Annotated in this window: 9 protein-coding genes; 4 read left to right on the top strand and 5 right to left on the bottom strand. The window is 37.8% G+C overall.

Annotated elements, in window-relative coordinates:
• Positions 1-17: 17 nt before the first annotated feature.
• On the bottom strand, positions 18-2,648 hold the full coding sequence (locus BXY75_RS03255) for a T9SS-dependent M36 family metallopeptidase (protein WP_121906259.1): 2,631 nt from the start codon (positions 2,646-2,648) through the stop codon (positions 18-20).
• A 308-nt stretch (positions 2,649-2,956) separates the two neighbouring features.
• Positions 2,957-4,294, bottom strand: coding sequence for a dGTP triphosphohydrolase (dgt, locus tag BXY75_RS03250; protein ID WP_121906258.1), 1,338 nt, complete (start codon positions 4,292-4,294; stop codon positions 2,957-2,959).
• A 168-nt stretch (positions 4,295-4,462) separates the two neighbouring features.
• Between dgt and BXY75_RS03245 the strand changes: the two genes are divergently transcribed.
• Entirely contained in the window at positions 4,463-7,252 is a 2,790-nt protein-coding gene (locus tag BXY75_RS03245) for a TonB-dependent receptor (RefSeq protein ID WP_317125236.1), read from the top strand.
• Between the two features lie 28 nt (positions 7,253-7,280).
• Entirely contained in the window at positions 7,281-8,456 is a 1,176-nt protein-coding gene (locus tag BXY75_RS03240) for a multidrug transporter (protein WP_121906257.1), read from the top strand.
• A gap of 76 nt (positions 8,457-8,532) precedes the next feature.
• Here BXY75_RS03240 and BXY75_RS03235 read toward each other — a convergent pair whose 3' ends face one another.
• The 3 genes from BXY75_RS03235 to BXY75_RS03225 form a co-directional block, all read right to left on the bottom strand.
• Positions 8,533-9,162: a carbonic anhydrase family protein gene (locus tag BXY75_RS03235; protein ID WP_121906256.1), complete on the bottom strand. Its 630-nt coding sequence runs from the start codon at positions 9,160-9,162 to the stop codon at positions 8,533-8,535.
• A 40-nt stretch (positions 9,163-9,202) separates the two neighbouring features.
• Entirely contained in the window at positions 9,203-11,047 is a 1,845-nt protein-coding gene (locus tag BXY75_RS03230; RefSeq protein ID WP_121906255.1) for a SulP family inorganic anion transporter, read from the bottom strand.
• A gap of 77 nt (positions 11,048-11,124) precedes the next feature.
• The gene (locus BXY75_RS03225; protein WP_121906254.1) at positions 11,125-11,427 is read right to left on the bottom strand and encodes a hypothetical protein; all 303 of its coding nucleotides are present in this window, start codon (positions 11,425-11,427) and stop codon (positions 11,125-11,127) included.
• A gap of 465 nt (positions 11,428-11,892) precedes the next feature.
• Between BXY75_RS03225 and BXY75_RS03220 the strand changes: the two genes are divergently transcribed.
• Together BXY75_RS03220 and BXY75_RS03215 are read left to right on the top strand one after the other, a co-directional pair.
• Positions 11,893-13,095 carry a porin gene (locus BXY75_RS03220; RefSeq protein WP_121906253.1) on the top strand — a complete coding sequence of 401 codons (1,203 nt, stop codon included), beginning with the start codon at positions 11,893-11,895 and terminating at the stop codon, positions 13,093-13,095.
• Between the two features lie 77 nt (positions 13,096-13,172).
• Positions 13,173-15,416, top strand: coding sequence for an inorganic phosphate transporter (locus BXY75_RS03215; protein WP_121906252.1), 2,244 nt, complete (start codon positions 13,173-13,175; stop codon positions 15,414-15,416).
• Positions 15,417-15,567 lie beyond the last annotated feature (151 nt).

Genomic DNA, 15,567 nt, shown 5'->3' with positions numbered 1-15,567 from the left:
ATTAATAAGATGAATTCTTATTTGATAATCAATTTCGCATTGTGAGTATAATTTACACCATCAATTTGAACAACATAGATACCAGCATTTAAGTTAGTAGCATTAATGTTTACACCATTGTTTAAAATAACATCTTGTGTATACACTGTTCTTCCATTAAGATCGATGATAGAAATTGTTACATCTCCAGCTTTTACAACAGATTCAATAGTTATGTTTCCATTAGATGGATTTGGATAAATTTTGAAGTTGTTGTCGTAGTTATGCTCTATAGTAGCAAGTGGGTCACAGTCTCCTGCTGGTAAATCTCCAGGAATATCGAATGCTTCAGTTCCATCACTTTTACTTCCAGAACTTCCTTGATTTGCACTTTCACCCAGACCTCTTCTTGCGAAAGCTTTCCAGATTAAACATCTAAATTCACCACCGTAAGCAATCATGTCTGCTTGTAAGATAGCATCTCTACCATCAACGAAACCAGGCTCACATGGTTGTAACTTCATACCGTCGGTAACTAATTGCAATGCATAGTTATTACCGGCACCATTAGTACCACCATCATAAATATTTCCAATTGTACCTCCACGAGCATCAATAAGATCCCATGTCATTTCCCAAAGCATCATTGCCCAAACAGAACCAACACCATGAGGTGCTACTTCAGTTTTAATATCATCGTACGTATGTGGATTAATACCAAAGTCAGTACTGTAAGGGTAGGTTCTAATACCACCTCCTGTTACAGGCTCACCACCAGCGTATGTTCCAATTCCTCTAGAATCATCTCTTGTATCTCCTTGCTCAAGTGTAAAGATAAGTGCCATATAATCACTCCATCCTTCACCCATTTGTTCTTGGTTTCCTAAACATCCTGTATTAGAAGGACCAGCAGTAAGACGATTTGAAATTCCATGTCCGTATTCGTGAGCAACAATTCCATTATCTACATCACCATCGATCTGATAAGGACCAGTTTCATATATAGATCCATTTACAACAGCTGGAAGCATCAATTCTGTGATCATTGCCTCACCATCTGCCTGACTTACCATAATACAAGGAATGGTTACACTACCACCATTAACACCTGGACCCATTGGGATAGGATCACCAGCTACATTGTTAACTACTATTACCGCAACTGCACCTTCAGTTTCTGCAGCCAATGCTTTGAAACCAAATTCACAATCTCCTCTTCTAATTACCGCAATTTTACCATTAAGATCAGCTCCGTTAAGGATAGTATCACAAGCATCGTTTGGATCTGTTGAAGTTCCTGCATCATCATCAACTACTACTACTAAGTCTTCAGTTAAAGGAATTTCTGGAAGTGGTGCACCAAAAACAGCAGGGATTGCAATATAATCACCGGCTAATGGACCATTATTAATTGTTAAAGGTGTTCCCGGAGGTCCTGCGCCATCCCAAAGAAACATTTGCATTCTTGGTCTTTGTCCGTCTGGAGGTGTACCGAAATTTGCGTTGTTCGTTCCAGATCCATCTTGAGCATCGGCAAGTACATAATCATTTCCTAATCCTAGTCCTCCGTAATTGAGTTGTTGGAAGTTACCACCTTCTTCATCAAAACCATATTGAAACATTACATCATGCATGATGTTGTTCATATAGAATAAGTTTGTAGTACAAGCATCAATCATGTTTGCAGGATTTGTATCGAAGTCAAAAGGGAAATCGAAGTGAAGATCTGCTCCACCATCTGGAGATGTACCGGTACCATTGTTACCATCCTGATCTTCCTGAGCCCATACGTTATTACCTCTGGTAATTGTAAATTCAGAACCAACAACACCATCAAAATCATGCCATCCAAAAGGAGAGGCGATTGCATTAGCAGGGTTATATACTAATTGCTCCGGTCCATGATTTGGACTCTCAAGTGGAATAGGGAATACTCTGTAACGTGGTTCAGTTAAAACAACTGAAGATGTTTTCTCAGCGAACAATACACTAGATCCATTGTCACTACTTTTCTTTTGACCTGCATGTGCTGTGTGATCTCCACCACTATAATTACAGCTCACAACCCAGTCGTTGGTGTTAATTACAGTACCTGTAACAGCATCAACTCTTACACTGTACCAATGACTTCCGTCCAGCAAATAGATGCTAAGATCCCATGCTAATCTTAAATTGCCGTTCTCTATAGTTTGGAAAACCAATCTAGCAGGAATATTCTCTAAAGAAATTCCACCGTTAGAGAAAACATAAGAATTATCTCCTGTGTTTTCTAAAACTACAAGATTCGTTGGAGTAGCAATACCCAATCCACTCGCAGCACTTGTAACAGCAGCTTGTGCTGTAATTACTGGAGAAGTCGTGTTTATTTTCTGAGCAACGTTTTCTGTAAACGAAACACTTGCGTGTACTACATTCCCTGATTTGACAGCAAAGGAAGAAGTAGAATTAAAAATTTCTATTCCGCTATGCATCTGATTAACGTAGACGTTATTCAAATTCATGCTTCTTGAGAAACTTTCAGAGCTGATGGAAATTTCACCAACATCTTGTGACTGCAATCCCAGCTCGGCGGAATTGCTATTAAGATAAGAGCTAATTACACCACTGAAGTCTTGCGCGCTTGCAAAACCAACAGTAATGAATGCCAGTAAGTAGAGTACTTTTTTCATATTTTAAAAGATTACGATTAACGTATAAGATGTATAATAAACTCAGCACCTCACACTAAGATTGATTTTAATTTTCTTGAGTTCATAAAAATATCATAATCTTTACAAACTTGTTGCAATATCTTAACATTTAACATAAAAAATGAGGAATATTTTAACAATGGGGAGAAATTCCAAATTTTCATTATAATAAAGCCTCATTTTAAATCAAATTCTGATTAAAATCTTGCTAAAACAATACCCTACAAACCCTAGAGACTATTGACCTAATCGCCCATAGTAGAGACTGTAATTTGAAACAATAATTATTACAAATTTCCTTTTATTTTCTGAAAATGAAGTAAGGCATTTCCATCTGTCATCATAGAAACATAACTGCAACATTCCATTAAAAATTTGTACACCGAAACATTTTCAGAAACAACAGAACCAAAAGATGTAAGGATCAATTTGTCGTAATGTCTTTGATTTCCATTACTGAAATTTTCAAAGGCAGTCGTGTATGCATCCAATAATGTGGCTAAAATATGGTATCCCGCAATTTCCTTATCAATCACTTCGGTACTTCGATACACTTTTTCAACGCTAATCTTAATAATATCATCAATTTGTGCCTTGAAGCTACTTTTATCGAGTAAAGCTTCGGAAAATGTTCCCTTTAAAATCGCTTCTTCATTTTCAATAAATATACTAGCTGCCTCAGCAATTAACACATTAATCGCCAATGACCGAAGATAAGCAAGTCGGTCTGAAGCCATTGTCAGAGCACCGTACTTCTCAGTATTTATACTACCTTTCACCAATTTTATTAGATACTCAAGAGCGAATTCTTCTTCAATTAATCCCAGGTTAATACCGTCTTCAAAATCAATAATCGTATAACAAATATCATCGGCAGCCTCCACAAGAAAAGCCAGTGGATGTCTATTATAACTGAGTGCATCGGCATTTCCGCGTTTCAGAAGTCCCAATTCTAAAGCCACCTCCGAAAAGAATCGGGAGTCAGTCTGGAATACTCCGAACTTCTTATCGCATATATCTTTTGTAGGTTTCTTCGGAAGAGATTCTTTTGGGTATTTCATAAAGGCCCCGAGGGTTGCAAACGATAAACGCAAACCACCATCTACCCCATTCTTTGATTCGGTTAAAATTCTGAAACCATTTGCGTTTCCTTCATAATCCACTAGATCCTGATATTCCTTTTTACTCAATTGCTCCTTAAATCGCTTTCCGTTTCCATTGGCAAAATAATCGCCAATTGCTTTTTCACCACTGTGACCGAAGGGTGGATTCCCAATATCGTGTGCCAAGGCTGCCGCTGCTACTATGGCTCCAAAATCATTGAAATGATGCCCATGTATCGTTTGCAAATGGGGATGCTTCTCTAAAATACTGCGCCCGATAGTACGCCCTAATGAACGTCCAACTACAGAAACTTCCAAACTATGTGTTAAGCGAGTGTGAACAAAAGAGGTTTTAGAAAGTGGGATTACCTGTGTTTTATCCTGTAAACTTCGAAAGGCTGAAGAAAAGATAACCCTGTCGTAATCAACCTCAAAACCTAGTCGGGTCTCATCCTGCTCTATACGTAATCGTTTGTTCGTATCGCCTTGTCTTCTTAATGACAGTAGGTCTTCCCATTGCATCATAATACATGAAATTTTAGAGATGCAAGATAGTATTTTACAAAGCAATTCTTGGTAAAAAACCTCCATTTCAGTTAACACCTAGATAACCTTTCTATAAAGAACTCTTAATTATTAAGTAACACGGTCTTTACATACCGGGTGCATCTTTGCATCAAGAAATCAATTATGAAAATGAACTATTTTTTAAACATTCTTTTACTTTGTTTCACGGCAATCACTGTTGCCCAAGGCACAGGGTCTATCGTTGGTAAATTAACCGATAAGGATTATAATAACGAACCATTGCCTTTTGCAAATGTAATTATTAAGGATACAGCTACAGGAACAACATCCGATTTCGACGGGCTTTATTCACTTGAAAATCTAAGCCCGGGATCCTATAGTATACAGTATAGTTTTGTGGGATATACCACTATCGAACTTGAAGCTGCTGTTATAGCCGATAAAGTTACGACTATTAACGTTCCTTTAAGTGCCAGTGCTGCAGCTTTAGACGAGGTGGTAATAAAGACTACCACTAAAAAGGAAAGTGAAGTAGCACTATTATTAGAACAGAAAAAAGCTGTCACCATTAAACAGAGTATTGGTGCTGCAGAATTAGCCAGAAAAGGAGTAAGTGATGCCGCCGGAGCTGTAACCAAAATATCGGGTGTTTCACGTGAAGAAGGCGGAAGCAATGTATATGTGAGGGGCTTAGGTGACAGATACCTAAACACAACTTACAATCAACTTTCACTTCCTTCAAATGATATTGAAAAAAAGAACATGAATTTAAACCTGTTCTCTTCAGAAGTAATACAAAATGTAGCGGTAAGCAAGGCATATAGCACCGAGTTTTATGGTGACTTTGCCGCTGGAAACGTAGATATTACTGCAAAAGAACACTCTGGAAAGGGGTTTATTGATTTCGAATTAGGATCAGGATCAAATTCAAGAGCAGCCAATAAAGAATTCCTTAAAAGTGAAGGAACGGGTAAATTTGGTTTTTACAATCGATACAACAACAATCCATTTGCCTTAGTTGTATCGCATGGTATCGATCCCGTCGATGCTGGAAACCCTGTTCGTTTTAACGGAAGTTTTTCAGGTGGCACTTCTTTTAGATTTAGCGATGACACAAAGTTGAGTTTCTTCGGAACGGCCTCCTTCGACAATAATTTCGAATATCGCGAAGGACCAGCTATCGATTTCACTACTACCGAAAAGAAACGTTTCGATGCAACCGAAGAATACGAATATTCGACTACATCTACGGCAATGGCCAACATTATTTTCAGAATTGATAGCGACCATAAACTTAGCTATAATTCATTATTCATTAATAGTTCCAGTGACAAAGTGGGCTATTTTGGAACGGATGGTCAAGGAGCGAATCGCGATGCCAATCTGGATACAGATAAAGGTTTTTATCAGATGAATGTACAGTTTGATCAGGATATGATTTTTGTAAATCAGTTGGTAGGAAGTCATAAACTGGATGAAATTCTTGATTTCGAATGGGGCGCAGGATACAATGTTGTAGATTCCCGACAGCCGGATCGAAAACGAATTAGTTTAGAGCGTTACGACCTTGCTTTGGACAACGATCCAACTACAAACCCATCCTTCTTCAGTAATATTGAATTCGACAATCAGAGATATTTTCAGAAGATAGACGACAAAGAAATAAACGGTCGCATGAAACTAGGGTATACAGTTTCAGAAAAATTCAAACTAAATTTTGGGTCTAACGGACGTACTAAAGAGCGTAATTTTGAGAATATTAGATACGGTTACGATTTAATTCAGCCAAATACTGAAGTGCTGGATGTCAATAATTTAAACGATGTTTTCAATGTAGAAAATATTGGTTCCGTTTATAACACCTTTGTTATCAACGCACTTGATAATGACAATGGTTTAGGAAGCACCAATCTTCCCGGAAACCCTGAAAATACCTACAAAGGTACTTTAGAGGTTCAGGCAGGATTTATCAATTCTGAAATCATATTAGCTTCAAAATGGACCATTGTTCCCGGGCTACGCATTGAAAATCTTAGTCAGGAGATTGTATATGATGTTATTAATTTGCTTCCTACCGATCCCGGCTTCCGAAGTGCAAAAGAAACCTATCTTCTACCAAGTTTGAATGTAAAATATGCCTTGAATGAAGATCAAAACTTACGTCTGTCTTTCAGTAAAACGGTTTCATTCCCGGAATTTAAAGAAGTAACACCTTTTGTTTATGAAGATGTAACTCAAAGAGCGGGTGGAAATCCGGATTTATTAAACGATCCTTCTTTTTCACAGATTTATAATGCCGATTTAAAGTACGAATGGTTCTTCGGAAGAAGTGAAATCTTCTCCTTAGCGGTCTTCGCAAAACAAATTAGTGATCCGGTAAATAAGGTGATAGCAAATGATGCAACCGGGACTCAGCGATTCTTTAGAACCGGAGATAAAGCGGAAGTATTTGGCGTTGAGCTAGAAATAAGAAAGAATATTATTTCCAATTCAGAAGACAAGGCTCAACTTTCGGCAGGATTTAATGCTACATATATGTACACCCAACAAGATTTAAAGAGTTCACAAGGATTATTCTCAACCACTTTTGAAGAAAGCAGATCTGAAGAACTTCAGGGAGCATCTCCAATCATCTTAAATGCAGATTTAAGCTATAGTCCAACACTGGGTGTTTATAAGCCTATTGCCAATTTAGTCTTCTCTTATTTTAGTGATCGTATCGATGCCATTGGATCGGGACAACTAGGTAATATCATTGAAAAAGGAATTCCAGCATTAGATTTTATTTGGAAGAATCAGATTGGAGATAATTTCCAATTAAATGCTAGTGTAAAGAACTTACTGGACCCAACGATCGAAAGAATTCGCGAAACCGGTTCTGGAGAAGACATTGCTTTAACGAGCTATAAAAGAGGTGTGAACCTCGCATTTCAACTTAAATATGAATTTTAACAATAATAAATACTAAAAACAAAAACCAATGAAAACAAAAGTTTTAATTATGAGTCTTGCCATTGCAGCACTCGCATTTACCTCATGTGAAAGTGATACCACTGCCCCAATTATAATCGAAAACAACCAAGGGGGAGATGTAGTGATTCCAAGCGATTCGAATATTGGAGGAGTGAAAACCACAAGTTTAACGCTCGAATTAGGAAAAGAATACACGCTTACAGAAGCATTGATTATGACCGAAGGAACGACGCTTACCATTCCTGCCGGGGTTATTATTAAGGCAAATCCAGGTGCTGGTGTTTATATCGCAATCGCTCAGGGAGCTACAATACTAGCTGAAGGAACCGCAAGTAGCCCGGTGGTATTGACATCGGCTGTTTCAACTCCGAACGCTGGTGATTGGGGAGGATTAATCCTTCTTGGAAAAGCACCAATCAATTCTGTGGCAGGAGGTTCGGCTACTTCAACCAGTGAAATTGGCGGATTGCCATACGGTGGGGATGATATTGCCGATGGCTCAGGCAAAGTGAGATATGTACGAGTAGAATATTCTGGTGGAGCAGCCGATGCTTCTTCCGAAAATAATGGATTCTCTTTCTACGGAGTAGGAAACGGAACTATCGTAGAAAATATTCAGGCTTTTGAAGGAAAGGATGACGGAATCGAGTTTTTCGGCGGAACGGTTAACGCTAGTTTTATTTCGGTAATTGGAGCTCAGGATGATTCGATAGACTGGACAGAAGGTTATTCCGGAAATTTAACCAATATCTATATCGAGCATAGAGTAGAACACGATAAAGGCATTGAGGCAGATGGTTACAATACGGATATTGGAAACAATTCAAGCCCTGTATTCTGGTCAAAGCCAACAGTAACTGATGTTACAATCGTTGGTAGAGGGTCTGCAACAGCTAATGAAGCTATCCGTTTAAGAGCCGGAACACAAGGAATTTTCAACAACATTTCTATTCAAGGTTTTGAAGAAGGTTTCGATCTTGACGGAGATACCGGAAACAGCCCAACAGGTCAAGGGGTACTTAATGGAGATTTAGTTGTAAGCGGTGTCATCTTTACAGATGTTACTTTAAAAATGAAAAACGATACCGAATTTTCATTTAATGAAGAAGATTTTATTAGCGGCGACGGCAACGGAACAGGCACCAACTATGTAAGCTGGGGTTCTGGATGGACTCGTAACTAACAGCATCATACTGTATAAAAAAGCCCGGTTCCAAAATAATGGAACCGGGCTTTTTTGATATTAATTACAACTGAGATTATATTCCGAAGGTCACTTCACCATTACTAATGTTGTACATAGCACCTACAATGATTATCTCATCATTCTTTTCCATTTCTGCGAGGATAGGGCTGTGGATTCTAATATTGTCAATTGCCAAATGAACATTTGTTGCAGCCACCGCATCTACAAATTCCAAATTGCCAGAATTACGAAGTTTTTCATCTTTTGGCTCTTCAACTGCTTCAACTGCTGGTTCGATCTTTTGAATAAGTTTGGTTAGATTTCCAAGTCTTGCATGATCGCATGCACCTTTAATAGCTCCACAACTAGTATGACCCAAAACCACAATTAATTTTGTTCCGGCCAATTTACTTGCAAATTCCATACTTCCCAGAATATCCTCATTGATAAAATTACCAGCAATTCGAATACTGAAAATATCACCTAGGCCTTGATCAAAAACCAATTCTGCCGAAACTCTCGAGTCGATACAACTTAAAATCGTTGCAAATGGGAATTGTCCATCCACGGTCTCATTGACTTGTTGTAAAAGGTTACGGTTTGCGCTTAGGTTATTCTGAAATCGTTGATTTCCTTCTTTTAAATAGTGCAATGCCTTTGCAGGGGTCATTGTCGCTTGTGTTTCTTTTGTATGTGCTTTCATTGTTTTTTTCTAAATTAAAGTTCTCATTTAAGCGAACAGATTATTGTTTTGTATCCTCAACATTTGCCTTAATCCAGACTAGACATTCATTAAAAGTCTTAAAGATTCTTTCCTTCGGAATAAGATCCGGAATGATATCAATTCGTTCCATCATATACTTAGGCTGGTTTAAGACATTAACAAAAACCACTTTTATGTCTCTTTTTACAAGGTCCACAAGTACATCTTCCATAGCATACAATCCAGATTGATCCATATATTGCATCCTTCCCATCCTTATAATTACTGCCTTTGCATGATTTGGGATTTGAGTAGCCAAATTTTGGAAATCACTTGTCGATCCAAAAAACAAAGGACCTTTTAGATGTTTAATATATACCTCTTCTTTTAATGCTTTAGGAAAATTGATTTCATCTTCCCAATACTTTTCCTTCAGCAATGATTTTACATCAGATCTTTCCGAAGTAAGGTCTCCCATTTTCTTCATAAACATTAGAGATGCAATTACAAGACCAATACCCACGGCATACACCAAATTCCAAACTGATGAAAGCACCAATACGACTATCATGACTATAACCTCCGCTTTTGGCATATAAGGAATTGCCTTCAGCCCTTTATAATCCATTACTCCAATACCCACAGTAATTAATATCCCGGCTAAAACTGCTGCTGGAATCTGAGAGGCGACAGGACCTAGTAATAACAATATAACGAGTAATAACACTCCTGCAACCATCCCCGACAATCGTGTTTTTCCACCTGAGTTAATATTTACAACAGTTCGAATAGTCGCACCGGCTCCCGGAATTCCACCAAAGATACCGGCAATACTGTTTCCTATACCCTGGCCTACCAATTCTTTGTTCGGGTTGTGTTTGGTCTTCGTCATATTATCTGCCACTACCGAAGTAAGTAGCGAATCAATTGCACCAAGCAACGCCAACGTTAAAGCAGTAAAGATATAAGGTGTAATGCTTCCAAGATCAAAACCAGTAAATATACCAAGATTTGGAATAGGCAATCCACTTGGGATCTCTTCAATAGGTCTGTAATCTAAACCGAAACCATAAGCAATCCCGGAGACAACCAACAATGCAACTAAAGTGCTTGGGAGAGCGGTTGTAATTCGTTTAAATCCGTAAATAATTAGAATTGTTCCCAGCGCGAGCAATAGTTCTAACCAATTTATATTCTGAAGTGCCCTTGGAAACATCTTAATAGCGCCAATTACACCGGAGGCTTCACCAGCCGCCAATGTTTGGGATTCTTTTAAAATATCATCTTGCGAAATATATTCGGCTCTATTAATGGTTTCTTTGAAATCCTCTAAAACCAAAATTCCTTCTCCCGACTCTTCTTTCAATATATTCGTCAAAATCAATTCTTCGGCTTCAGGCTTAAATTGATCTACAAACTCTACATCCTCTTTAGGATAATAACCAACAGCCGGAAGAATTTGAGTGATTAAAATTATAATCCCAATTGCCGTCATAAACCCTGACACCACCGGATACGGAATAAACTTTATATACTTCCCCAGACCTATAAGCCCCAATGCAATTTGCATTAGCCCGGCCAGAATAAAAACAGTTAAAATTGCAGGAAGCGCTTTTTCTATGTTTCCATCATTAATCGCAATTATTCCTGCAATTACTACCATACTCACGGCAGTCATAGGAGCAGTTGGTCCGGATATTTGTGTGTTTGTTCCACCAAATAAAGCGGCAAAGAAACTTACAAATATTGCTCCATATAATCCGGCACTAGGCCCCAATCCAGAGCTCACTCCAAATGCTAAAGCTAAAGGTAAGGCGACGATTCCGGCGGTAATACCACCAAATAGATCCCCTTTAAAATGTTTAAAATTGAATAAATTTTTCATTAATGTTATGCATATTTTAGATCAGTCATTTTTAACTCAAAAAGACTGTATTATCATTATTTTCTGAAAGACTAAAACTAAGCGATAGCTTCAGGAGGGGGGATATGAACTTCCATACTAAAGGAAGTTATGAAAAATTGTGAATTACCAAACAACGCGGAATTCTTTCCGAAGCTTATATAACCATCTTCAGATTTCAAGTTATCCAGTATTTTGGACTGCTCTATTTCTTTACTTGGCTTTTTTTGAAGTTCTTCCTCAGTAATTTCAACCATAGCCACAGGTGTACTATCAAGGTCGAAAAGCAATAAAATCGTCGGCGCCACTATCGTGAATGATAAGGATAGTGATAAAAAAATTGCCGCAATGGATTTTAGCATAGAAAGTGGGTTGCTGCAAATATAACAGTCGATATCATATTTTACCAAGTGCTAATTGTTAAAAATGACATAAATCTTAAAAGATGAAGTTAAGTTAACAATTAAGTGAGATTAAGTTAACTCTAAATTTACATTAAAGTTATATCACTATGACTATCAATTTTTTGCAAATAAAAAATTATTCGCAGGAAAAGCTATTCGGTCAAACCTCCTTAATGTTTTTTTAATATTAGCTTCACACCTAATGCACGATCATCGTCTTTCTTTGTGAAGTCATTAGACATAAAACTCACATTTTAGATCATTAAGTTTTTGTCGACTAGATTTAATTGTGAATTAGGCTGCCCTTTTTAGGGTGGCCTTCTTGACAATATGCCTTATCTAAATGAAATGATAACAATTTCGAAACATTAGATTTAAATTAAGTTAGGTTCTTTGCAGCGACAAAAACTTAAAGAGATCTTAATGAAATTAAGCTACGCTTTGATGTTGGTTTTTTTAGCCGGCATTTACACGTCTGAAGCACAAGATACTACCTCATCGAAGTTTGGTAATGGGATGATTAATTTAGTTGCAAAAGACAGTTCATGGAGTGTGAAATTTGCGCCCCGAATTCAGTTTAGAGCTTCATCTGCATGGGATCACAACGGCGATACTTATGGAAGTCCAGAACAAGACTTCCTCATTAGAAGAGCGCGATTAAAATTTAGTGGTTTTGCCTATTCCCCTAAATTAAAGTACAAGATCGAACTTGGATTATCAAATAGAGATCTTTCAGGGGCTAGCGAGTTTACTAGTGATGCGCCCAGAATGATACTGGATGCGGTAATCATGTGGAATTTTTATGAAAATTTTGAACTCTGGGTGGGACAGACCAAGCTTCCAGGAAATGTGGAACGTGTAGTTTCATCAGCCAACCTTCAGTTGATCGACCGATCTTTATTAAACAGTCGGTTTAACTTGGATCGCGATATTGGTTTTCAGCTGCGTCATCATGACAATCTTTCAGAAAATTTTATAATACGTGAAAAAATAGCGATTTCTCAGGGTGAAGGAAGAAACATTACCAGTGGAAACCTTGGCGGTCATAAATACACCGCTAGGTTTGAAATGCTTCCCTTTGGAGAATTTGAAGGCGGTGGTGATTATTCACAAAGCGATTTAAAACGTGAAGAGACGCCAAAATTAATGCTTGGAGCAACCTACGATTATAATAATAATGCCGTTAAAACAAGAAGCGGAGCAGGTTCTTATATGGCGACCACAACTGGATTCTATGAAACCGATATCACCACGTTTTTCGTGGATGCAATGTTTAAATACAATGGTTTTTCGTTTATGGGAGAATATGCCAATCGTGATGCGGAAAAACCAATTGCTGTTGAAACCGATGGCATCACCGAAACCGGAGATGTTGTTGAGACTGGTAGCGCCTTTAATTTTCAGGCCGGATATCTATTTAAATGTAATTATGAAGTTGTGGGTCGTTTTACCACGTTGGACTTCGATCCTGTTACAGAAAGAAAAATACAGGAACAATATACAGTTGGAGTTTCGAAATATATTGTGGGTCACAAATTAAAAGTACAAAGTGATTTTAGTTATAACAAATTAGATAATAAGAATGATGGCCTTGAATTTCGCTTGGGCTTCGATCTTCATTTTTAATAAAAGAAAATAACAATTTGGTAACAAATTATCTTAATTAAAATAAGAAATTTGCACCGCTCTTAATAACACAAAACATGGATAATATTTATTTGTTAATGTTAGTTGCCCTTGCCGTTTTGGCGATTGCCGATTTGGTAGTTGGGGTTAGTAATGACGCTGTTAATTTTCTAAATTCGGCAATAGGCTCTAAAGCAATATCGTTTAAAACGATAATGATCATTGCCAGCTTAGGAATCTTTATCGGTGCCGTTTTTTCCAGTGGAATGATGGAGGTAGCCAGAAAAGGTATTTTCGTTCCTGGTGAATTCTATTTCGACGAGATCATGATCATTTTTATGGCGGTTATGATTACTGATATATTATTGCTGGATTTCTTCAATACCCTTGGAATGCCAACCTCTACTACGGTATCGATTGTATTTGAATTATTGGGAGCTGCAGTAGTAATGGCATTAATAAAAATTGGAGCAAATGAAACTGAAACCTGGGCGAATCTTGGTAATTACATCAACACCGAAAAAGCCACTGAAATCATTACCGGGATACTACTCTCTGTTGTAATTGCATTCTCGGTGGGTGCATTGGTTCAATGGTTGTCACGTATGGTATTTACTTTCCACTACGAAAATAAGATTAAGAATTTTGGTGCACTGTTTGGAGGAGTAGCCTTAACAGCAATTGGGTATTTTATCTTCCTAAAAGGACTAAAGGGAACTCCCTTCTACGGTGATTTTAAAGACATTTTAGCCGAACAAACACCTTTAATAATAGGTGTAAGTTTTATTTTTTGGACGCTTTTCTCTTTCTTGTTTATGAAGATCTTCAAAAAAAGCATCTTGATCGTAGTGATCGCTGTGGGAACATTTGGATTGGCTCTTGCGTTTTCAGGTAACGATCTTGTAAACTTTATAGGCGTTCCAATGGCTGCATATCACTCTTATGAAGCATGGATGGCATCGGGTGAGGCGGCAACTACGTTCTCAATGAGTATTCTTGAAGAGAAGGTACCTGCAGAACCGGTGTTATTATTTATTGCCGGAGGTGTTATGGTATTGACTTTATGGTTTTCCAAAAAAGCCAGAACAGTTGCCGATACTGAAATCGGTCTATCAAGACAGGGTGAAGGACATGAGAAGTTCCAACCTAATATGTTATCGCGTGCTGTGGTTAAAGGAGCCACGACCTTGTCTAACGGACTTAGCCTTATACTTCCAGCGGCAACTCTGGATAAGTTGAGTAGCCGATTTGAAAAACCAGTAGTAACAATGCCTAAGCACAAAACATACGAGCTTCCTGCTTTCGATATGATTAGGGCCTCAATAAACCTTGTGGTAGCAGGAATCTTAATTTCAATTGCAACTTCAATGAAATTACCGCTTTCTACAACCTATGTAACCTTTATGGTGGCAATGGGTACCTCTTTGGCCGATCGTGCCTGGGGTAGAGAGAGTGCCGTTTACAGAGTGGCTGGAGTTCTTAATGTAATTGGAGGTTGGTTCTTTACGGCTTTCAGTGCTTTTGTGGCAGCTGGAACATTGGCTTATATCATCTACTTAGGTAAAGGAGCCGCTATTGCTATCTTGCTTCTTTTGGCTATCGGACTTCTAGTAAGAAATTATATGCTTCACAAAAACAAAAGTGCAGCGAAACTTAATAAAACTGGCCTTAAGAAAACCGAAAGTAAAACGGTTCAGGGAATTATTGAAGAGAGTGCAGATAACATTGTAAATGTTGTTAGTCGTACCAATAAGATCTATTCTGATATGCTTCGCGGTCTCGCTAAGTTGGATACTGCTAAACTTAAAAAGAGTAAGAAAGGTGTTAAAAAGCTAAATGATGAAGTAGACGAACTTCGTGATAATGTATTCTACTTTATTAAAGAATTGGATGAAACCAGTGTTCGCGGAAGTAACTTCTACATCATTGTACTAGGATATCTTCAGGATATTACTCAGTCGCTGGAATTTATTTCGAAAGCCAGTTATAAGCATGTAAACAATAATCATAAAGCGCTTCGTTTCAATCAAATCAAGGATCTTCAGGAAATTGATCAGTCGTTGAATGAATTATTAGTTGAGATTGAGTCGATTTTTACGAATAGAGAAATCGAGAAGATTGGTGATGTTTTAAAGAAAAAAGATGTTCTATTTGCTTTTGTATCGAAGAAAATTGAAAAACAAATTGCACGTACTAGAACTGAAGAATCGAGTCCTAAAAACACTACGCTATATTTTAGTCTGTTATTGGAAACCAAAGACTTGGTTTCGGCGCTTATGAATCTTATGGAAGAGTATTATACCAGCTATAAGCAAGGATAAAAGGTAAAAGTACGTATAAATAGATCCTCCCCTTGGAATAAGGGGAGCTGCCGAGGGAGGAGGGGTTTCTCTATGATTTTTTTGTGGATATTGAAAAGAGTATATTTAACATTAAATGATTACTTATTGAAGTGATTCCAAAGGTCAATTA

The organism is Ulvibacter antarcticus, assembly GCF_003688405.1.
Classification (GTDB): Bacteria; Bacteroidota; Bacteroidia; order Flavobacteriales; family Flavobacteriaceae; genus Ulvibacter; species Ulvibacter antarcticus.
The sequence above is the reverse complement of the archived record's forward strand: the minus strand, read 5'-3'. Positions and strand labels throughout refer to the sequence as shown.

Coding starts and splice junctions, on each gene's coding strand:
- BXY75_RS03240 (WP_121906257.1), top strand. CDS start 7,281: ATGAAAACAAAAGTTTTAATTATGAGTCTTGCCATTGCAGCACTCGCA.
- BXY75_RS03230 (WP_121906255.1), bottom strand. CDS start 11,047: ATGAAAAATTTATTCAATTTTAAACATTTTAAAGGGGATCTATTTGGT.
- BXY75_RS03235 (WP_121906256.1), bottom strand. CDS start 9,162: ATGAAAGCACATACAAAAGAAACACAAGCGACAATGACCCCTGCAAAG.
- dgt (WP_121906258.1), bottom strand. CDS start 4,294: ATGCAATGGGAAGACCTACTGTCATTAAGAAGACAAGGCGATACGAAC.
- BXY75_RS03225 (WP_121906254.1), bottom strand. CDS start 11,427: ATGCTAAAATCCATTGCGGCAATTTTTTTATCACTATCCTTATCATTC.
- BXY75_RS03215 (WP_121906252.1), top strand. CDS start 13,173: ATGGATAATATTTATTTGTTAATGTTAGTTGCCCTTGCCGTTTTGGCG.
- BXY75_RS03245 (WP_317125236.1), top strand. CDS start 4,463: ATGAAAATGAACTATTTTTTAAACATTCTTTTACTTTGTTTCACGGCA.
- BXY75_RS03255 (WP_121906259.1), bottom strand. CDS start 2,648: ATGAAAAAAGTACTCTACTTACTGGCATTCATTACTGTTGGTTTTGCA.
- BXY75_RS03220 (WP_121906253.1), top strand. CDS start 11,893: ATGAAATTAAGCTACGCTTTGATGTTGGTTTTTTTAGCCGGCATTTAC.